The sequence below is a fragment of the Streptomyces sp. NPDC001843 genome (assembly GCF_042891955.1).
In the GTDB taxonomy this organism is placed as follows: Bacteria; Actinomycetota; Actinomycetes; order Streptomycetales; family Streptomycetaceae; genus Streptomyces.
The window spans coordinates 17,244-35,542 of record NZ_JBIATQ010000027.1 but is presented as its reverse complement, the minus strand read 5'-3'; the positions used below and the strand labels follow the sequence as shown (position 1 = coordinate 35,542).

The following is an 18,299-nucleotide window of genomic DNA, read 5'->3' as shown; positions in this document are numbered from 1 at the left end:
CCAACCCCTGGTGTTGAACGGCGTGGTGGTCAGTTCGGAGCGGGGGAGGCCTTGTCGTCGGCCTTGAAGTCGAAGTTGATCCGGCTTCCCTTGACAGAGGTCACCTTGACCGTTACGCCCAAGGTGCTGCCGTCCTTGGCCGTGAGCTTGCACCGGGTGGTGGTGCCGACTTTGGCGTCGAGGTCCTCAGGGCAGGCGATGTCCGGCTTCGGCTGACCCGTCGTGGCAGCGAGCCTTTCGGCGACGGTGTTGGCCAGCTTGTCCTTGGACATTTTCGGCGTGGTGGCCTTTTCGGCATGCACCGAGGCCGAGCAGCCGACGAGCAGCACGCCGGCGGCCACGGCCGTAAGGCTCCAAGCGGTCGCGGACGGGCGGGCTGTGGTCATGAGTGGCTCCAATTCGGCTGAGCAGGACAGGGAACGGCGGAAGCATACTGGCATCGACAGCTCCCGGAACGTTGCAGACGAACACCATGTGGTCTCCGCCCGACCGTGAACGCCCCCTGCTTTCATAGGAGTCAGCCAACACGCTCACGCGGCGTCTGACGCATCTTCACATAATCTGACCAGGTCGACGGTCCCTCTCGCGCACACCGGTGATGAGCCCGGGTGAGTCGTGTGGGGCCGGTGAGCTCGGCGTCGAGGGCGCGATGCTGGTGTTAGCGTTAGCAAGTCGATCGCCAAAGCGTGTGTATGCGGGCGGTGTTGAAGAAATGAGGCGGGGGTCTCGTGTCGGGTGATCTTGGAGTAGGGCCAGGCGTCCTGAAGAAGGGCGCTTCGGACATTCTGGAATGCCTTACGTCAGTTCAGAAGGTGGACATGCAGAGCCTGGCCGAGCAGGGCTCCGCGCTCGGGGACGATTCGGCGGCCGAGGCGCTGGTCACGTTCTGCGGCACATGGGAGCTGGGAGCCGAGTTCCTCGCCGACTGTGCGGCGTCCCTGGCCGAGGGGCTGAACTCGGCCAACAACAACTTCACGGAGACGGACCAGGCCATCCGCGACGCGGTGAACTCGGTCAAGTCGGATTTGAGCTAAGACCTGAATCAGGGTCCGAATCAGACCCAGATCCAGGGACGGAATCAGAAACGGGGAATCCGTATCCATGGCAACCGAGTTGGGGTCGACGACCGACCCCAAGGAGCTCATCCCGGGAGACACCGGGAAGCTGGCCACTCTCGCCTCCACCCTCACCAGCTGGTCCAAGAAGTTCGACAAGATCGGCGACGGCCTGCGCGACGTCAAGATCCCGGGCTGGAGGGGCCAGGCCAGTGACGCCTTCTGGCCCACCCTGTCCAAGGAGAAGACCAACTGGTACCTCGCGTCCGACGCGATGTCGGGCGCGGCCGATGCGGTCACCTCGTACTCCTCCACGTTGGGGTGGGCCCAGAAGCAGGCCTCGACGGCGATCGAGCAGTGGAAGTCAGGCGACCATGAAGCGGCACAGACGACACTGAACGCCGCGCGCAAGCAACTCAAGCCCGAACTCGAGAAGCTGACGAAGAAGCTGGGCGACCTGGCGGGGGGTACGTCGCACAGTCCTGGCTGGTTGGTAGACGCGCGTCAGCGGGTGGACGACTGGAAGTGGCTCGCGGATCACGGCGTCGGTAAGACCAGTCAGAACCGGTGGAAGTGGGAGACGCAGAAGTGGCGGGGCGGTGACGACGGCCGCTTCCACAAGGAAAAGGAGTGGGGTAAGGACGCTGACGGCAATTGGTTCATCCGGAACAAGCCTGCGGCGGATCCCGAGGTGGCGGACCCGGCCGATCCTGGGAAGAACACCAATCTGACCGTCAAGCTCGCCGAGTGGCAGGGCGGCGCCAATGCCTGGTCGGATGGCGTCAGCAAGGACGGGTCCTTCGCGGGCGATGGCAAGTACAAGGTGGGCGCCGGCGTTTCGGTGCTCGGGGTCGACGGATCCGCCGGTGCGAGCATCACCAACGGGCGGCTGCAGGCCGGTCTTTCCGGGAGTGCGTACCTCGCACAGGCCTCCGCGAACGGCAGTGTGGAGTACGGCTACGCCGCGGCCCAGGCCGAGGGGAAGGCTTATGCCGGTGCCGAGGCCTCCGCGACCCTCGGCGCCGGCAAGGACGGACTGCACGCCGGCGCGGAGGCGTTCGCCGGAGCCAAGGCCACCGGGTCGGTCTCCGGCGATGTCGCCGGCGTCGGCGCCGGTGTCGGCGGCGAGGCGTGGGCGGGCGCGGGTGCCTCCGCCAGCGCCGACCTGGGCATGAAGGACGGCAAGTTCACCATCGGTGGCGAGGTCGGAGTCGGTCTCGGCGTCGGGGGGAAAGTCTCCTTCGATGTCACCGTCGATCCCCACAAGGTCGTCGACTCGCTCGGTGACGCGGCCGACGCGATCGGTGACTGGTTCTAGGCTGGCTGACGCACATCAAGGAAAGGTTCACCATGACGGCCACGTTGCCGGTCAAAATCTCGTTCGAGTTGCCGGACGGCTGGCAGGCAGCGCCGCCGGATGAGGTGGGAGCGCCCGGTGCCGCTTTCGTCGCCCTCCATCCCGCCTCCATCGACGACGGGTTCACGGCGAACATCACCATCACCGGGCGGATGCGCAACGACAACGCCACCATGTGGCAGATCGCCGATGAGTCGGTGCACCGGCTGGAGCAGGCGGGCACCGTCGAGGTCGTCAAGAAGTCCGAAGTGGGTGCCCCGGACATCCCAGGCCTGACGGATGCCCCCGGCGTGATCCAGAACCTGCGCCTCCACACCACCCTGAGGGGTGAACCGCTGGAGTTGCGCCAGAGTCAGGTGTACCTCGGCATGGAAGACGTCAAGAATCCGGCGAAGCGCGCGGTCATCGAACTCGTCCTCACCGCGAAACCGCTCCAGCTAGCAAGGGTGATCGACGACTTCAAGGCGTTCCTGCGGACGGTGCGGCCGGCTGAGGAAGATGCCGAGTGAACGACGGAGTGCCCTCTTCCTGTGTGCCTGTTGGTCACGGGAAGAGGGCACTCCAGGGGCAATCTGATTCCTCAGGCAGCGCTCCATGCCTGTTCCGGAATCCGGTCCAGGACATCGCACAGGTAGTTCAACTTCTCGTCGACGGCCTGCGGGGACAGGGTGCCCGTGTACCAAGTGAAGAGTTCGCTGTCACGTAGATGGAGCGGGGACTCCTTGGCGCGCGGGTCCGAGAGCAGGAAGTCCACCACGGCACCACCAAAGGCGCGCTGGACGAAATCCTCATCCTTGGTGACGACCCGAAACTCTTGATCGAATTCAGGCACCCCGAGCTGCATCCGGGCCCTCCGATCGAGTACCACGTCCAGCTTGCTGGGGAGAAGAATTTCGACGGACGGCCCCGAGCCAGGCGCTGTCACAATGAAAACCGACTCGATGATGGGTTGCTTGCGATCCGCAGCGTCAGCGCCTGACATCGGGTTGATGTAGCGGTACTCGAAGTACTTGAAGGAGCGGCCCCGGAACTCGCCTGTGGTGTAGTGGTAAGCGCTCAGGTTGCTCCCGCGCCCAGGCATGGGCCCAGCACCGCAATGCTGGTCAATCTTGCCACGCGCGCGTGCCTCGTACGTCCATCCGCGTTCCGGGGCGATCCGGGAGAGCTGCGCATAATCCTCCCTGATCTGCGCAACCTTTTTGCGTCCGCGCCTGGACACTGTGAACACCAGGATGAACATGCCCGCGATGAACGCGTACAGCGCCCACTTGATCAGTTCCCCAAGCCAACCATTCATGGCCCCAGCTTATGGCGGACGCGGGTGACGCGGTGAACCGAGCCTTCCGCTTGACGCATATGTGTGGAGGTGGTGAAGCGGGGCTCGTCCGCGGTCACAGGAAACCGCCTTGACGTCGCCGTACGCTGCCTGCTGATAGCGTCAACCGTGTTCAGTGCGGCGAGGTTCCCCGTCCGGACGATGCAGGCCCGGGGGCGTTCAAGACCTGACCGTTGCCCGCACCGACGGGCCCAGCCGGATCTATGAGCTGCAAGGCGCGCCGGTGCTCGCCGACCGCACATCCCTGGGCGTTGAGGCGAGCACCGTTTCCCGCTGTCTCCTGCCTGCCGTCCGACGACTCGCTGTAGCAGAGAAGAAGGAGCACCGCGCCTACGGCGAAGAACGCCCCCGCGGGCGGGGAATTCGGTCCGCGCGGACTCAGAGGTGGTCAGGGCGTCTCTGCTTTGGCCTCCGGAATACGTGACGGCAAGGCTGCCTCCGACGCGCAGCCCAGTTGCTTGGCCATGCCGAGCGAAATGCCGTTGAGTACTGTCATCAAGTCCCGGCCCGTGGCCTGAGTGGCTATTTGCCCCGGCGCGCTGGTGAGAGATGCCCTGATGTGTGACATGCTCTCGTGGGAACTTACAGTGGAGCACTTAAAATAGAGCAGAGCACTGATGTTTCTGTTCGTCTTGGCGTAGGCGCCTATCGAATAGAAGGCTTGCCCCGAGTCGCCGCCAGCTGCTGATGTGTCCTTGCTAGGAACGTACTTGGCAGCCGAAAAATCCACGTTGATCAACGGATGGCCGGTCTTGTCACCTGCTTTGAAGACGACGCACTGGTTTCGCTGCGTCTGATCCTTACGGATCGTGCTCGCGGCGCGCTTCAGTGAGAATTTGTTGGGCCTCCCGGCGTCACCGGTGCCGGGCAGCTCAGTGAACTTCACCGTGCCGCCGATGCGTTCGAGTGCCGCAGCCGCCGACGAGTCCAGGGTTGAGGCGCATACCTGCGATGCCGTGAGGCTCCCCCCTCCTTGGGTGTTGTCAGCTCCACTGCACGCAGAAAGTCCGAGCAGCAGAGCTGCGGCACCCGTCGCGGAGCGCAGTGCCGCAAGCTCTATAAATCTTTCCCGTAGACGCTCTGTTGTCGGTCGCACAGCTCAGTCCTTATATGGAGAGCGGCCACGCTGTTCGTTTTCGCCCGTGCCGGTGCCGTAGTAAGCGGCGTTGATGTCCTGGTCCCAGTTCTGATCGTCGCCAGTGGCGCTGGCCTTGGGATTGTCATGCAAGTATGTGCTGTAGGCGTCGCCCAGTGTGTTGATGCCCTTCTTGTAGAAGTCGCTACTTGTGATCTGAGCCTGTTCTTCCGGATGCCCTTCTGCGTCGTCCACTTCCTTGTCGATCTGGTGGCCGATGAAGGTGTTTACGGCCTCGCCAACAGTGTCTGCGGCGACCGGCGCGATGAGCATTGCCGCTGCGGTGCTCCCTGGGAGGGGGATGGCGGCCACACCAACCCCGACGGCCCCTCCGACGCCAAGCTTGATCCAGTCGGCCGAGCGGCCGAGCGACTTGTTGGCTTTCTCGGAGTTCTCGCCGTAGTCTGCTGCGGCCTGCTCGACACGGGCGTTGTCGAGGATGCCTCGCGCCTGCGCTGATGCAATCAGTGCATCGTGAGCATGGCCAACGTTGGCAGCACTGGTTGACGGGTACTTATCGAGAGCACTGAGCGTGTACAAATGCTGAGCTGCGGTGACAGCGCGGTGACAATTTTCGTCCTGCCCCAGCACGCTCAGGAAGTTGATCGCACCCTCGTTGGTGAAGTTGGCTCGCCCCTGATATGCCGCAGCGAAAGTGCCACCGTCCATCTCGTGCTCCCCGACACCAGACAGGTTGTAGTCGATGTCGTCGATGTATGCGCCGGCCATCTTGCCCAGACTGTCAGCCAGTTCGGGCTGCTCGTGCAACAGTTTCGGGCCGTCCTTGCTGCCGTAGAGGTATGCCACCTGTTCCATCACACCCGCGGTTGCGGGCGTGCGGTGATCGCCGCCGGCCTTGATGGCGTCTGCGCTCGCGTCGTAGGCGTACCCGGTCGTCGCGGCCTCTAGGGCGTGGCCAAGGGAGTCGCGTCCCGCGACATAGCCGTCCTTGCCCCCCAGCCCTAAGTCGGGAGACCAGACACGTTCCTGGGTCAGATATTTGAGGTGTTCGTTGAGCTCGGACCCTTTGTTGACGGTGTCGCCCGCACCGTCGGGCTGGGCGAAGAACTGTGCCGAGGCGTCCGGGTTGTGTCCCAGAGCCTCCAGGAAACCCGTCACCGGGTCGCGGCCACGGTCGTTCTTATTACCCCAGTAGTTGAGGTCATCCTGGTGGGCGTTGTTGACCCAGAGATTGAGGCCTTCGCCGTTGAAGTGCTTGTCGTAGGCGAGGAGCTTGTCACCGTAGTCGTTGAGGAACTGGTCGTCGTAGTCACCGAAGCGCATCAGGTTGCTCATCACGGCGTAGCCCGTGGGGTTGCTCGCGTCGTCGATTCCGAGCTGACTTGGCCCCAGCTTGATCATCTGCTTCTCCCAGCTCTGCATCCTGTCGCTGTCGGAGAGCGTCGCCTTACCGATGGTGATCCCGAGGTTCTTCTGGAGTTGCTTGACCTGCTTGGCGCGGTCGGGGTCGTACTGGCCCTGGAAGGGATCAGCGACCCCCGCGTAGAAGGTGAGGAGCTTTTTGGGCCCGACCCGCTCGGCGAACTCCTCGGCGAAGAGCGGGTCGTTCTTGTACTTCGCCAGACTGGAGTTGAGCGAGGCGAGTTCCGTGCTCGTCACGTCGTGCGGATTCTTCACGAGGATTCGGGCCAACTTGTCGGCGTCCGCGATAGCCTTCGCAGCCGAGTCTCGGTCCTCGTACCTGGCGTCGGAGAAGCCGTACTTGGCCTGGTCGACAATGAGGCGCAGCGCCTTGCCGGCGGTGGAGTCGCTCTCGTTGGCCTTGTCGAGGATCCGCTGGATCTCGTCACGCAGGTCGTCGGCGTCCTTCTGCGCCGTCGCATCGTCCTGACCGCTGGGATCAGACGCCCAGTCGGGGCGGGTCGACCTGGTGACCATGAAGGCACCGTCGCCCATGTTCAGCACGGTCAGATTCTTCTTCAGGCCCCGTTCGATGGCCTCGTTGACCTGTGTGCGGTATCCGACGAGTTCGTCGCGGGTGTCGCTGAGGATCTTGGTGATCGTGTCGGCCTGGATGTGGGCGTCGGAGAACTCGCCAGCCGTCTTGTCGATGAACTCACGAGTAACGGTCGCATTCAAGCCGGCCCAGTCAGCCTTTCGGGCCTTACCCTTGAGATTTTTGTCGGCCTCGTCGGCGAGAATCTTGAGCTGCTTCGTCATGTTCTGCCAGTCGGAGATCGCCTCACCGAGCTGGTGGAAGTTTCCGTGTCGGAGCGCTTCGAGGTCCACCGGTCAGTTGGCCTTCCGCTCGTCGAAACCCTGGTCGAGCGTGGCGATACTGCTGATCGTGCCTGCGATGTACTGCTCGTCGCCGGCATGTGCCTTCTTCGTGTAGTCAAGGTGGTTGGAGATGTGGGCCGTGGCGTCCAGCAGCGACTGGACTTGATCCACCCAGTGCTGCACGACATGGTTCAACGCCGAACCGATCGCATAGCCTTCGCTCTCCAAGCCGTCGGCGGCCTTGATGGAGCTCAGCCGGGCGAAGTCGCTGAAGTGCAAGAACCCCTGGTGCAAAGCGTAGGCTGCGTCGCCGACCGCGGCGAGGTCCTTCTGGCTGACCTTGAGATCACCTTGGGTGCTGCCGCCGCCCGGATCGGCCGGAAGCTGATTGAGCTGCATGTGTGTGGAGCTCTGCGGGCGCTTCTGCGCCTCGTCCAGGAGTTGCTCCCATTCGTCCCATGCCATCTGCGGCACCCTTCCCCCGACGTTTCGGTGACTGCGAAAACCTCGACGATCACCATGGCGAGCTCGAAGCATGCTAGCAACCGGCAAGCTGCTGAGGGTTTTTCGGCGTTGCCCCTCAAGGGTGAGGGCGTCCGCGGGATTGACGACGTTCGGCTCGGGCTGGTGCCTCATACTCGACGGAACGCTGGCCGCCAAGGGGCACGACCAGGCAGCTCCCTCCTCCACCAACGCAGCTTCTCGGTCGTCGGTCGGCAGTTGGTGGAGGCGCATGCGCCTCGAACACCCCCGGCCGCCGTGAACCCAGTTGCTCCACCCGCCATGGCATCTGCAGGGCTCTTCTCGTTGACTGCCGGGGGTTCTGCTGCCTCCTCCTCCCGCCGACAGCAAGGGTGCCGAGCAGACTTGGAGTGCGCCAGCAAGCCGTTTCGCGATTCACCACATTGCTGTGGAGCCACCATCAGTCACGTGTGGAAATTTGATGAAGGTCGCAAACGGCGTCGCGCGAGCGGCGCCGATCGTTGCCGCGACGGGCCGTCACCTGCCCGGTGACACGGCCGGTAGTCGGCGTAACCACTTCCCCATACCGGCAAACCGGGCAAAGCGCGGCGTCGAACCCGGTGGTGTAACTGAGTTGGTGCACAGTCTGGTTGGACCGGTTGGGCAGGTTGACTAGAGTGGTAAAGGCGTTGTGAGACGCGGCTCGCTTTGCGATCGTACGGCGAGTGTGTGTGGTCGGTCCCGATCCAGTCGGGGGCGATGTATGTAACGGGGCAACGGGGAGGAGCGTCGTGCTTCCGGCAGACATGGGTGGGGGCGTGTCGGCGGCGAACCTGGAGGCGAGTGGTGACGCGCTGAAGAAGTTCGTGAGTCGGGTGGACGCGGTACTGCGGGACCTGGAGGCGTCGGCGGGCAATCCGAAGCGGCTCGGAGCGCAAGCGATCCGTCAGGGATCGCTCAGTAGCGGGGCCGGTACTTTCCATGAGGCTGATGCCCTGTACGCCACGTTCAACTCGGTGCACGAGAGCCTCACCACCCTGTCCAAGACGCTGCACTTGCAGATCGAGGCGATGGGTATCGCGGTTCTGGGCGCAAAGGGAACCTTCGACGAGGTCGAAGAGGAGCAACGCCGACGGTTCTGGGAGATCCAGGCGGAGATCCGGCAACTGCAGGACGCGCCAGGCGCGCAGCGTACCGGCGACGGCACCGATGTGGTGATGTGACGATGACCGACAAGCACAAGGGGGACCTGGACCGGGCCTCCACCCAGAACGCTTTCGCGGACCTCGCTCGGGACGCTGCGCAGCACCCTCATGAGGGTGGTTTCCTCAAAGGCGTCCTGAACAGCGCCATTCGCGGAGCGGCTCAGGGGACCCCGTACTCAGAGGCCATGGTCAGTCGTACGGAGTTTGACGGCTATGAGCTCAATGCGATGGTCGACCTGGTCGATCAGACAGACCCGGAGGATCTGGAGTCGTCCGGCCGGGCACTCTGGGACGCGCGCGATGCCATCAAGGCGGCGGCTGATGAACTCAAGGGGCACTTCGACTCGGTGCCATGGGTCGGAAAGGCGGGCGATGACTTCCGCGCTTGGGGCGCGGGACTCGTCACGAGCACGTACGACCTGAGTGCTTTCGCCGGAGGGGCGGGCGATCAGATCACCGCCGCTGCTGTGGGGCTGGCGTCTGTTCGGAAAGCAATGCCCCCTCGTGATTCCCGGACGGTTGCGACGCATCCCAGGGACATCCCCACCCCTGCGAGGATCGCGAGCAACAGCGAGTACGCCGCTGCCGTCCAGGTGGAGAAGCACCGCCAGGAGGCGATCAATCAGATGAATCGATTGGCGTCGTACTACGCAGTGTCCAGAGAGCAACTGCAAGGCCTGAACGACAATGCGCCTACGTTCAAGAGTGTGCCGGATGTAGGGATGCCCAAGCCGAATTCGGCGAAGTGGGACCCCTCGGGAGATGCTGGCTCCAACCCGGCTCAAGGGGCTGGGACGAACCCCGTTGCGTCTCATCATGCTGCGGTCGCATCCACCGCTGCTAATGTCCGCCCGCACGCCGGTGATGTCTCGACGCCCACGGCGGACGTTGGGAGGCATATCGCGGTCCCGGACCACCCCGTAGGTACGAACATCGACAGCGTCGGCACGCTCCCGCCGAGCACCACCACACCTGTGACCGGCCACACCCCGCCGATGACGAGTACTCCTGTCGTTGGCGGTGACCAGGCAGGTCCGTTCGATGGTGGCCCCGGGTTGCCGATCCCCAACCGCACGTCAGGCAGAAGCTGGAGCGGGGCCGGCGGTCCCCGTACCCCGGTGTCCGCGCAGGGGCGCACCGCTGCTGTACCCGGTAGCAGATCGGGGCCGGGCTATCGGGCCACGGGGCAAGGCATCGTGGACCAGACAGAGCGCGCCGCGTCGACCGGCCAGTCGGCTGCCAGGGGCACCACTCCGGGATCGAAACCGTCCTCGATGGGCCGTGGGGTCACCGGCGGTACGCCGCGGCCCTCCGGCACGGCGGCACCACGAGTGAACGGTGGGCCGGCCACTGGCGCTGGTCGGTCCAACGGAGTCGTTGGGGGGCGCCCCTCGGTCGCTGGTGATGCTGCGGCGAAGGGTGGGGCAAGGATCCCCCGTGGAACGGTCATCGGTGGTGAAGGAGCGGCCAACTCCCAGCCGACTGGTCGACCCAGGCAGCGAGGTGTCTTCGGATCGTCCGAGTCCATGGCGAGGAGCGGTTCGACAGCGACCGGCTCTCGCGCTGGCTCGGGAACGTCCGAGCCCGTCACCGGCAGGCCCATCGCGCGCAACTCCCTCGCGGGAGCAGAGCGCAACGGTATGACTCGCGGTGGATCGGGTCTTGTGCGGGGTGCTGGCCAGAACGGGAAGCCGGGAGGCGAGGGGGAGGCGCAGGGATCGCAGCGCCCTGACTACCTCGTCGAAGACGAAGAGACACACCTGCCCGACAAACCCCGGCGCGATGTGCCGCCGGTTGTCAACTGAGACAGCGAGGACACAGGACACGATGAAGTCAGGGACCAGCCGACGAGTCGGGCGGGCTGCGCGCCTCAAGACGCCCTTCGGGAGACGGGCGCGTGATCTCGGCGCGATTCTCGGCGCCCTGGCCGCTTTCAGTGTGGGCTTTGCACCGAGTTCCAATGCGTATGACGCCAAGTCTGAGCAGTGGTACTTGGGGCCGATGAAGGCTGAGCAGATGTGGAAGGTCAGTACGGGGAAGGGCGTCAAGGTTGCCGTTGTGGATAGCGGTGTAAACCCGAACACGCCTTCGCTGAAGGGGCAGGTGCTGGCTGACGAAGTTCCCAAAAAGGTTGCTTACCGGGCCACTGACGACTACAAGGGGCACGGAACTTCCATGGCCGAACTGATCGCCGGTACCGGGGCTAATGGCGGCCTTCAGGGGCTGGCGCCAGGGGCTAAGATCGTTCCGTATCGAGTCGACCTCGAAGGTCTGCCAGGCGGGAAGGAAGAGGAGAAGAAAACACCCCAGCCCTGGCAGGCGATCAGGGCGGCCGCCGACACCGACGTGAAGATCATCAGTATGTCCATCGGAGGCGTGGTCGATCCGGAAGAGGAGGCGGCAATCAAGTATGCCGCGTCCAAAGGCAAGTTGATGATCGCCGCTGTTGGTAATGCTGGGGAAGGCAACGGCGAAATCGACTACCCTGCTGCTTACCCCTATGTGGTGGGTGTAGCCGCGACCAACAAGTCGCTCACTGTTTCGAAGTTCTCGTCATTCGGCAACTACGTGGACCTTTCTGCGCCTGGTGAAGGTTTCCCCGGGTGGTGCGACACGAGCTTCCGCTCGTATTGCGACCGAAAGGGTACGAGCCCGGCAACTGCGATCGCCTCGGCCTCCGCAGCCTTGATCTGGTCTGCTCACCCCGACTGGTCGGTGAACCAGGTTGTGCGGTCCCTGATCGACACTGCTGGTCGCAAGTGGGCGAGGGGCAATCCGAGTAAATACGCCGGCTATGGAATGGTTCGTCCTCGCCTGGTTCTCGAGAAGCGTGATTACGATGCTGGACCGGCAGACGTCGACCCGCTCGCGAAGGAGAACGGCGGAAATCTGCTGGCACAATCCGCACGTTCTTCCTCGAGTTCAAAATCGCCCGCACCCTCTGCTTCTGCATCAACCCCGTCACAAGCTCCGGAAAAGGGTTCTTCGGGCGGGATTTCAGCGGCAGGATCAAGCACCGAATCGTCGAGCGACAACAACACCCTGTGGATCGCGCTCGGGTCTGTGGCCGCGGTCATCGTGCTCGCCGGTGCCGGGGTGGCCGTGATGCGGGCGCGGCGTGCCACGTGACGCCGTCAACCTCCTGTAGCCCTTCATCCTTCGGATAGGGGATGCAGCAGACGCTCACCGACGTACTGCGCTGAGGGTCGGTGAGCTAGACCGTTGGATCAAGAAGATAGAAAGAGAAGGGCGGGCAGACATGGCCGGCGGAAAGCAGAAGCTCGAAGATGCCGCAGTAATTCATCTCGAGAAGCAGATGGCCGAGAAGTACGAGGGCATCCGCAAGCGTGTGCACGGGCTCCAGGGCGTGATCGACGGCCTTGAAGGTCAGTGGCAGGGTGTCGGCCGTGCCGCGTTCGACAAGAAGCAGTACGAGATCAACGAGTCGCTGCAGAACATCGGCAACATCCTCGGCGATGTGATCGAGGCGATGACCGCGACGCGCAACATCAAGGACAGCAAGGAAGACGAGGTGCGCGCGTCCGTCAACAAGATCGACGTCCAGGACGGCGCTCCCACGGTGTCCCCCCTGAGCTCGTACTGAGTCGAGCGGCACTCAGGACAACTGCCGGACAGCCGGCGCATACAACAGGCACTCCAGGCACTCCAGGCACACACCAGCGAGACGAGGTAATCAGACATGGCCAGCAACGCTGATGGGCTGTCAGTCACTTATGACGGGCTCGACGTCGCGGCAACCAAGATCGGTAACGAGGCGAGCCAGCTCGAGCAGGATCTGCAGGAGCTCAGGAGGCTCGTGGTGAGCAGCCTGCAGTACTGGGAGGGCCAGGCGCAGGACACCTTCAACGAGAAGCTGCAGCGCTGGGACAAGGAAGCCAACGACATCCACCAGGCGCTGGCCGGTATTGGCCACGTCGTCGCCCAGTCCGGCGGTACGTACATGGAAGGCGACAAGAAGGCGGCCAGCTACTTCCGGTAGGACGAGGCTCGCAGGAGCAACTCAAGGGTGGGCGTGCGCGGGAGGCGCCCACCCTCTCGTCGGTCCGTAGTCCGGTCGTACTCGGCGTTTCGATTCCCGTTTTCGGCACGGCCGTTGGGCCGCGGACACCGCACAGACAAGGGGCTGGGAACCAGGTGCACGCGACATCCGCCGCAACCGGCGAAGCGCCGCGGGGCGTGCCTGCCTCGCGACGGATCGGCCCGTACGTCCTGATCACTTCGCTGGACGATCCCCGCAGCGATGTCCCGGTGCCGGAACGGCGCTATATAGCCCGAAGCGCCGATGGTGAGCACACAGTCCTGCTCGGTGCTCCGCTCCCGGGCGCCGATCCCCAACGCTTCATGGCGGAAGCCGAAGCCTCTCGCTATCTGCTCGGTCAGTTCGCGGCGCCCGCTGTCACGTGCGCCGCCCCTGGAGAGAGCGCCTGGCACGCCCGCCCCTATGTGCCCGCGCTGCCCCTGCCCACCGCACTCGCGGTCCACGGCGGCCCACTTCCCGAGCGGACCGTCCGGGCCCTTGGAGCGGCCCTTGCGGAGACCCTGAGCATCGTGCACGGGCAGGGACTGGCGTACGCCGGTGTGTCCCCGGCGGCCGTGCTGCTCGCCGCCGACGGGCCGCGCCTCACCTGCTTCGGGGCCGTACGGGCCGCTGCCCCGGACGGTACGGCTCGTTCCGGGTTGCCGGGACTGGAGCCGGGCAGCCTGCCGGCCGAGCAGGCATCCGGCGGACGACCGCGCCCAATGGGCGATGTGTACGCTCTGGGCGCGACGCTCGCGTACGCCGCTACCGGGTACACCGCTCCCGAACGCGACGAGCTTCCTTTCTCGCTGCGGACGATCGTCAGCCGCTGTCTGACCCGGGACCCCGGCGCCCGCCCGCAACTGGCAGAAGTGATGGACGAGTTCGCGCCCACCTCGGTGACCGCTTCCTCGGCATCACACCCCGTCGACCCCGCCATGGCCCAGGAGCCGGCCGGTGCCGCGTTCGCGACCAGGACCGCCCCACTGCTCGGCCGGGGATGGCTGCCGAGCCCGGTGATCGCCGCCATCGCTCATCAGTCGGTCGCCGTACTCGCCGCCGAGATCCCGCACGCCACCGTGCCCTCTTCACGCCAGGACTGACGACTACCGCATGCCCACTCCGCTCACTCACGACGATCCCGAGGTGTTCGGCCCCTACCGTCCGATCGCCCGCCTCGGCAGCGGCGGCATGGGGACGGTCTACCTGGCGCGCTCGGGCGGCGGACGGACCGTCGCGGTCAAGACCATGCACGCCGCCATCGCCGCGGATCCCAGTGCCCGAACCCGGTTCCGCCTGGAGGTCGATGCCGCCCGCGTCATCGGAGGGCAATACGGCGCACAGGTCGTGGCAGCGGACACACAGACCGGGACACCGTGGATCGCCACCGAGTATGTACTCGGTCCGCCCCTCGACGAGGCGGTCGAACTGGCCGGGCCGCTCGCCGAGGCGACCGTACGTGCTCTCGGAGCGGCTCTGTGCGGGGCGCTGGGCCAGCTACACAGCAGCGAAGTGGTCCACCGCGACCTAAAACCCTCAAACATCCTGATCACGGCCTACGGACCGAAGGTCATCGACTTCGGCATCGCCCGGGCGATCGGCGACGAACGGCTCACCAGAGTCGGCGCGGCCATGGGTACCCCGGCCTTCATGTCACCGGAACAGGCAACCGGTCAGGAACACACCTCGGCGGGTGACGTGTTCGCGCTTGCCGCGGTCCTCGTATTCGCCGCCACCGGGCGCGCCCCGTTCGGTCACGGCCAGACCGCGGATCTTCTCTACCGCGTCCGCTATAGTGCCCCGGATCTGAGTGACGTACCCGTCGCCCTGGTTCCGATTCTCAGGCGGTGCCTGGACAAGAACCCGTTCCTGCGGCCGACCACGGCAGAACTCGCAACCGAACTCCACGACGGATCCGGCGAGTTCGCGGAGCACCTGCCGGACTCACTGCTCGCGGAGATCGCCCGGCGGGCCACCGAGGTCTGGCAGATCACACCGCAGCGACTCCCCGCGCCTCTTCCACAGCACGCGGAATCGCCGACAGCATCGGCCGCGCCGATGCCCCGTCGTCGACTGCTGCTGGCGGGCAGCGGACTGGCGTTCGGCGCCATGGCCGTCGGGGCGGGAGCCTGGGCCTGGAGCCGGCGGTCCGTGTCCGAGCCGAAGCCGCCCGTGCCGGGTCCCAGCAACAGCCTGCTGCCGAAGAAGCGGCTCGACTCGGTCTGGCAGCATCAGGTCGCCGATCCGCCGTACGGCACGGTCCCGCCCGCACAGCCGCTCGCCGTGAGAAACCTGGTCACGGTAGTGGTCGGAACCGGTCTGGCCGGAATCGACGCCGCCTCGGGAGGAATCCGGTGGGCGTCGGACCAGATGGAGATCCACTGGCAGATCGCGACGGACGGCGAGAGCCTCGTCCGGATGGTGGCGCCGGAGGGGTCCGAGAACAACGCCGGTAAGCCCGGGGGCTTTCCGCTGATCTTCGCGTCCGTCGACATCGGCACGGGCGTGGCGACCGAGCCCTTCGCCCAGCTCACCGATTTCAACGGGGTGATCAGCCAGAACCAGGTGCTGTGCACGGCCGACGGCATCGTGTACGCGGCGGCCGGCAAGGGCAAGTTCGACGAGTACTTCCTGGCGTCCCAGTCCTGGTCCGTCTTCGCCGTCGACATCAGCACGGGGAAGACGCTGTGGACCAAGCCGCTGCCCTCTCGACCGGACCACACCGATCGCCTGCACTTCCTCTCCGCCCGAGCGGTCGGGCACAGCCTGGTGGCCCTCCAGGAGACGAACGACGGCAAGGTACGCGTCGTCGTACGGGACACCCGTACGGGTGCTGTCCGCTGGGAGAAGCCGTTCGACGGCGTCGCCCCGGACCGCGTACAAGTGCCGCTCGCGACGGACACCGAGAACCTGTTCCTGGGCACCGGCCGACTGCGGGCACTGCGGCTGAGTGACGGCGCTGACGTGTGGGACTCCGCGAAGGAGCGTCCCGGGCGTACGTACGGCCCTCCGGCGGTCAAGGGCGGCTCGGTCTACGCCGTGGAGAAGGGCCTCGGCCTCGTCGCCTTCGACGCCGGCAGCGGGCGGGTGCGGTGGGAGGAGAAGGGCGGCGGGGAAACGACGGCGGATGTGTCCGCCGCACCGGTGATCGGCACCGAGTGCGTGTACAGCAAGCGGTCTTCGGCGCTCTGGGCGGTCGACATCTCCGCGGGCAGGCCCGTGGCTTCCTACAGGACCACCGGCGACCGCTTCCTCGCGCACGAGAAGGCCAAAGTGACCGTGGCGCTGGGCGGCAAGTTCCTCGCGGCCTTCCCCCTGAGATGAGCGGCCGTCCGCGGATGAAGAGAACAGAAGGCAGCCAACGATGAAACCCCTGGGTGTCGGCGATCCTATCCGTCTCGGCCCGTACCGTCTGCTCGGAGTCCTGGGCGAAGGCGGTATGGGCAAGGTGTACGTCGGCCAGGACGGTGCTGCGACGGCCGCCGCGGTGAAGGTGCTGCGCCCTGAACTCGCCCACGACTCCGGTCTCAGTCGGCGCTTCGTGCGGGAGGCGCTCGCGGCACAGGCGGTACGGAGTCCGGGCGTCGCCGCGGTCCTCGGTGCACAGACCGAGGGCGGTCGCCCCTGGATCGCCACCGAGTTCCTCACCGGCCCGACCCTGGACGAGGCGGTCGAGAAACACGGGCCACTCGACGAGACGGGCGTACGCGCCCTCGCGGCGTCCATCGCGCGCACCCTGGCGGACATTCATGCCGCAGGCTTCATCCACCGCGACCTCAAACCCCAGAACATCGTGCTGACGTCGACCGGCCCCCGGGTCATCGACTTCGGCATCGCGCGCCCCGAGCACGGCCTGACGCTGACTACGACCGGCCAGATCCCCGTCACGCCCGGGTACGGCGCACCTGAGCAGGTGCTGGGCCAGCGCGTGACACCTGCCGCCGACGTGTTCTCCCTGGGCGCTGTCCTCGTCTACGCGGCCACCGGTCGGCGCGCTTTCGAGGGCGGGCACGTGGCCGCCGTTCAGTACGAGGTGGTCCATGGCGAGCCGCGCTGGGACGGCCTGACTCCTGAGCTGTACGCGCTCATCGCTCCCTGCCTGGCCAAGGACAGTGCGTCCCGGCCCGTCCCCGGGCAGATCGCCACGGCGTTCGCGCCGCCGAAGAACAGCGACCGGGTGTGGCGAAGAGGCCTGGTCGCGGACGACATCAAGGAACGGGAAAGACTGGTCCGAGAGCTCACCGCGCCGCCCACGACGGGCACGGTGACGACCGTGACCAGGCGGCGTCTGCTCACCGGCTTGGCAGCCGGCGGCACGGTGCTCGCCGCAGGGGGCGGCACGACGGGGTGGTGGCTGCTCCGGTCGCGGGCGAGCCAGAAGAAGGACAACCTGTTCGACATCCCTACTGCCGTGAAGACACCGAACGCCCGTCTGCTGGTGGCGGATGACGGTGACTACATGGTCGATGATTCCCCGAAGCCGCTGTGGAGCACCGATGCGGCGGTGGACGGCAAGTCCCGCGCCCCGTTGCCCGTCAGGGACGTCGTCGTGATCGGGCTCTACGGCGGTATCGGCGCCTACAACGTCGTCGACGGAAAGCTGCGGTGGAAGGTGGAGGACGTACAGCCCGACCACTACCTGTCGCTGTCCGACCGCCTCGTCGTGACCCTCGACGCCAAGGGGGTGTTGCGTACGTACGTCCCCTCCACGGGTGAACCCAAATGGACGGCGGCAGCCGATGCGGCGGCCCTGCTGACCGCGGACGAGCATGCGGTGTACGTCGTGACGAAGGACCATCGGCTGCGCAGTGTGGGACGCTCGGACGCCCGGATCCGCTGGACCGCCGAGGTTCCGGCGCGGTATCGGGGCAAGCTCTCCGTCAGGGCAGCCGTGGACAGCGGGCGCCTGGTGCTCTCGACGGTCGACGGTCATGTGCTGGCCGTGGCGACGGCCAACGGCCATCTGGTCTGGGAGCTGCGCCACCAAGCGGAGAAGGCCTCGCTCAGCCCCGTCGCGCAGGACGGGATCGTGTACGTCAACGGCAAGACGTTGACCGCGTTGAGGATCACCGACCGCAAGGAGATCTGGTCCCGCGCGACCAGGGACATGTACAAGGCGCGCGCGGAGTGGGGCCCGCCGAGCGTCCATGGAGACTCCGTCTACGCACTCGGCGGGATGTTTCCCGAACGTCGCCGCAGCAGCGACGGCAATACCATCTGGACTTCCCGTAAAGACGGCAGTCCCGTCTTGGTACAGGGCACCGGTGTGTGGACGATCGACGACTCCTACAAGACTCAGGTGAACACCGTCAACGTGGACAACGGATACCCGGTCTGGTCCTACGAACTGCCCGAAGCCGAGCACCACGGCATCGCGGTCGACGGCAACAGAGCCTTCATCCGGAACGACGAGTTGCTCTGCGCGCTACCGGTCTTCTGACCCACGAGGTCGCGAAGGCAGGAGAAGAG

The 18,299-nt window shown here is 65.6% G+C and carries 15 protein-coding genes; 10 read left to right on the top strand and 5 right to left on the bottom strand.

Going from position 1 to position 18,299, the window contains the following annotated elements; all coding sequences use genetic code 11:
* Positions 1-29: 29 nt before the first annotated feature.
* Positions 30-386 carry a DUF4333 domain-containing protein gene (locus tag ACFYZQ_RS38930; protein ID WP_389158767.1) on the bottom strand — a complete coding sequence of 119 codons (357 nt, stop codon included), beginning with the start codon at positions 384-386 and terminating at the stop codon, positions 30-32.
* 432 nt (positions 387-818) lie between these two features.
* On the opposite strand from ACFYZQ_RS38930, the gene ACFYZQ_RS38925 reads away from it, so the two are divergent.
* The 3 genes from ACFYZQ_RS38925 to ACFYZQ_RS38915 all read left to right on the top strand — a co-directional run bounded on the left by ACFYZQ_RS38925 (position 819) and on the right by ACFYZQ_RS38915 (position 2,921).
* Positions 819-1,034, top strand: coding sequence for a hypothetical protein (locus ACFYZQ_RS38925; RefSeq protein ID WP_389158764.1), 216 nt, complete (start codon positions 819-821; stop codon positions 1,032-1,034).
* A gap of 67 nt (positions 1,035-1,101) precedes the next feature.
* Positions 1,102-2,373, top strand: a complete 1,272-nt coding sequence (locus tag ACFYZQ_RS38920) for a putative T7SS-secreted protein (protein WP_389158761.1) — start codon at positions 1,102-1,104, stop codon at positions 2,371-2,373.
* Between the two features lie 32 nt (positions 2,374-2,405).
* Positions 2,406-2,921 (top strand): hypothetical protein, encoded by a 516-nt coding sequence (locus tag ACFYZQ_RS38915; protein ID WP_389158758.1) that lies wholly within the window; start codon positions 2,406-2,408, stop codon positions 2,919-2,921.
* Between the two features lie 71 nt (positions 2,922-2,992).
* Here the strand turns inward: ACFYZQ_RS38915 and ACFYZQ_RS38910 are convergent, their stop codons facing one another.
* From ACFYZQ_RS38910 to ACFYZQ_RS38895, 4 genes are all read right to left on the bottom strand, one after another.
* Positions 2,993-3,709: a hypothetical protein gene (locus ACFYZQ_RS38910; protein ID WP_389158755.1), complete on the bottom strand. Its 717-nt coding sequence runs from the start codon at positions 3,707-3,709 to the stop codon at positions 2,993-2,995.
* 427 nt (positions 3,710-4,136) lie between these two features.
* Complete coding sequence (locus ACFYZQ_RS38905) at positions 4,137-4,634, bottom strand: hypothetical protein (protein WP_389158753.1); 498 nt, start codon at positions 4,632-4,634, stop codon at positions 4,137-4,139.
* 213 nt (positions 4,635-4,847) lie between these two features.
* Positions 4,848-7,133 (bottom strand): hypothetical protein, encoded by a 2,286-nt coding sequence (locus ACFYZQ_RS38900; RefSeq protein ID WP_389158750.1) that lies wholly within the window; start codon positions 7,131-7,133, stop codon positions 4,848-4,850.
* A 3-nt stretch (positions 7,134-7,136) separates the two neighbouring features.
* Positions 7,137-7,589: a hypothetical protein gene (locus ACFYZQ_RS38895; RefSeq protein WP_389158748.1), complete on the bottom strand. Its 453-nt coding sequence runs from the start codon at positions 7,587-7,589 to the stop codon at positions 7,137-7,139.
* 788 nt (positions 7,590-8,377) lie between these two features.
* Here ACFYZQ_RS38895 and ACFYZQ_RS38890 point away from each other — a divergent pair.
* The 7 genes from ACFYZQ_RS38890 to ACFYZQ_RS38860 all read left to right on the top strand — a co-directional run bounded on the left by ACFYZQ_RS38890 (position 8,378) and on the right by ACFYZQ_RS38860 (position 18,270).
* On the top strand, positions 8,378-8,809 hold the full coding sequence (locus tag ACFYZQ_RS38890) for a hypothetical protein (RefSeq protein WP_389158745.1): 432 nt from the start codon (positions 8,378-8,380) through the stop codon (positions 8,807-8,809).
* 1,809 nt (positions 8,810-10,618) lie between these two features.
* A complete protein-coding gene (locus ACFYZQ_RS38885) occupies positions 10,619-11,920 on the top strand; it encodes a S8 family serine peptidase (RefSeq protein WP_389158742.1) in 1,302 nt (433 codons plus the stop codon).
* Positions 11,921-12,050: 130 nt separating this feature from the next.
* Entirely contained in the window at positions 12,051-12,395 is a 345-nt protein-coding gene (locus tag ACFYZQ_RS38880) for a WXG100 family type VII secretion target (protein ID WP_389158739.1), read from the top strand.
* 96 nt (positions 12,396-12,491) lie between these two features.
* Positions 12,492-12,791: a WXG100 family type VII secretion target gene (locus ACFYZQ_RS38875; protein WP_389158736.1), complete on the top strand. Its 300-nt coding sequence runs from the start codon at positions 12,492-12,494 to the stop codon at positions 12,789-12,791.
* 197 nt (positions 12,792-12,988) lie between these two features.
* Positions 12,989-13,933 carry a serine/threonine protein kinase gene (locus tag ACFYZQ_RS38870; RefSeq protein WP_389158832.1) on the top strand — a complete coding sequence of 315 codons (945 nt, stop codon included), beginning with the start codon at positions 12,989-12,991 and terminating at the stop codon, positions 13,931-13,933.
* Between the two features lie 10 nt (positions 13,934-13,943).
* A complete protein-coding gene (locus tag ACFYZQ_RS38865) occupies positions 13,944-16,154 on the top strand; it encodes a protein kinase (protein ID WP_389158733.1) in 2,211 nt (736 codons plus the stop codon).
* 40 nt (positions 16,155-16,194) lie between these two features.
* Positions 16,195-18,270, top strand: coding sequence for a protein kinase (locus ACFYZQ_RS38860; RefSeq protein WP_389158730.1), 2,076 nt, complete (start codon positions 16,195-16,197; stop codon positions 18,268-18,270).
* The last annotated feature ends 29 nt before the right edge of the window (positions 18,271-18,299 follow it).

Excerpts from the sequence above, each read along its gene's own strand:
- ACFYZQ_RS38925 (WP_389158764.1), top strand. The coding sequence starts at position 819 with ATGCAGAGCCTGGCCGAGCAGGGCTCCGCGCTCGGGGACGATTCGGCG.
- ACFYZQ_RS38895 (WP_389158748.1), bottom strand. The coding sequence starts at position 7,589 with ATGGCATGGGACGAATGGGAGCAACTCCTGGACGAGGCGCAGAAGCGC.
- ACFYZQ_RS38915 (WP_389158758.1), top strand. The coding sequence starts at position 2,406 with ATGACGGCCACGTTGCCGGTCAAAATCTCGTTCGAGTTGCCGGACGGC.
- ACFYZQ_RS38910 (WP_389158755.1), bottom strand. The coding sequence starts at position 3,709 with ATGAATGGTTGGCTTGGGGAACTGATCAAGTGGGCGCTGTACGCGTTC.
- ACFYZQ_RS38920 (WP_389158761.1), top strand. The coding sequence starts at position 1,102 with ATGGCAACCGAGTTGGGGTCGACGACCGACCCCAAGGAGCTCATCCCG.
- ACFYZQ_RS38875 (WP_389158736.1), top strand. The coding sequence starts at position 12,492 with ATGGCCAGCAACGCTGATGGGCTGTCAGTCACTTATGACGGGCTCGAC.
- ACFYZQ_RS38865 (WP_389158733.1), top strand. The coding sequence starts at position 13,944 with ATGCCCACTCCGCTCACTCACGACGATCCCGAGGTGTTCGGCCCCTAC.
- ACFYZQ_RS38880 (WP_389158739.1), top strand. The coding sequence starts at position 12,051 with ATGGCCGGCGGAAAGCAGAAGCTCGAAGATGCCGCAGTAATTCATCTC.
- ACFYZQ_RS38930 (WP_389158767.1), bottom strand. The coding sequence starts at position 386 with ATGACCACAGCCCGCCCGTCCGCGACCGCTTGGAGCCTTACGGCCGTG.
- ACFYZQ_RS38885 (WP_389158742.1), top strand. The coding sequence starts at position 10,619 with ATGAAGTCAGGGACCAGCCGACGAGTCGGGCGGGCTGCGCGCCTCAAG.
- ACFYZQ_RS38860 (WP_389158730.1), top strand. The coding sequence starts at position 16,195 with ATGAAACCCCTGGGTGTCGGCGATCCTATCCGTCTCGGCCCGTACCGT.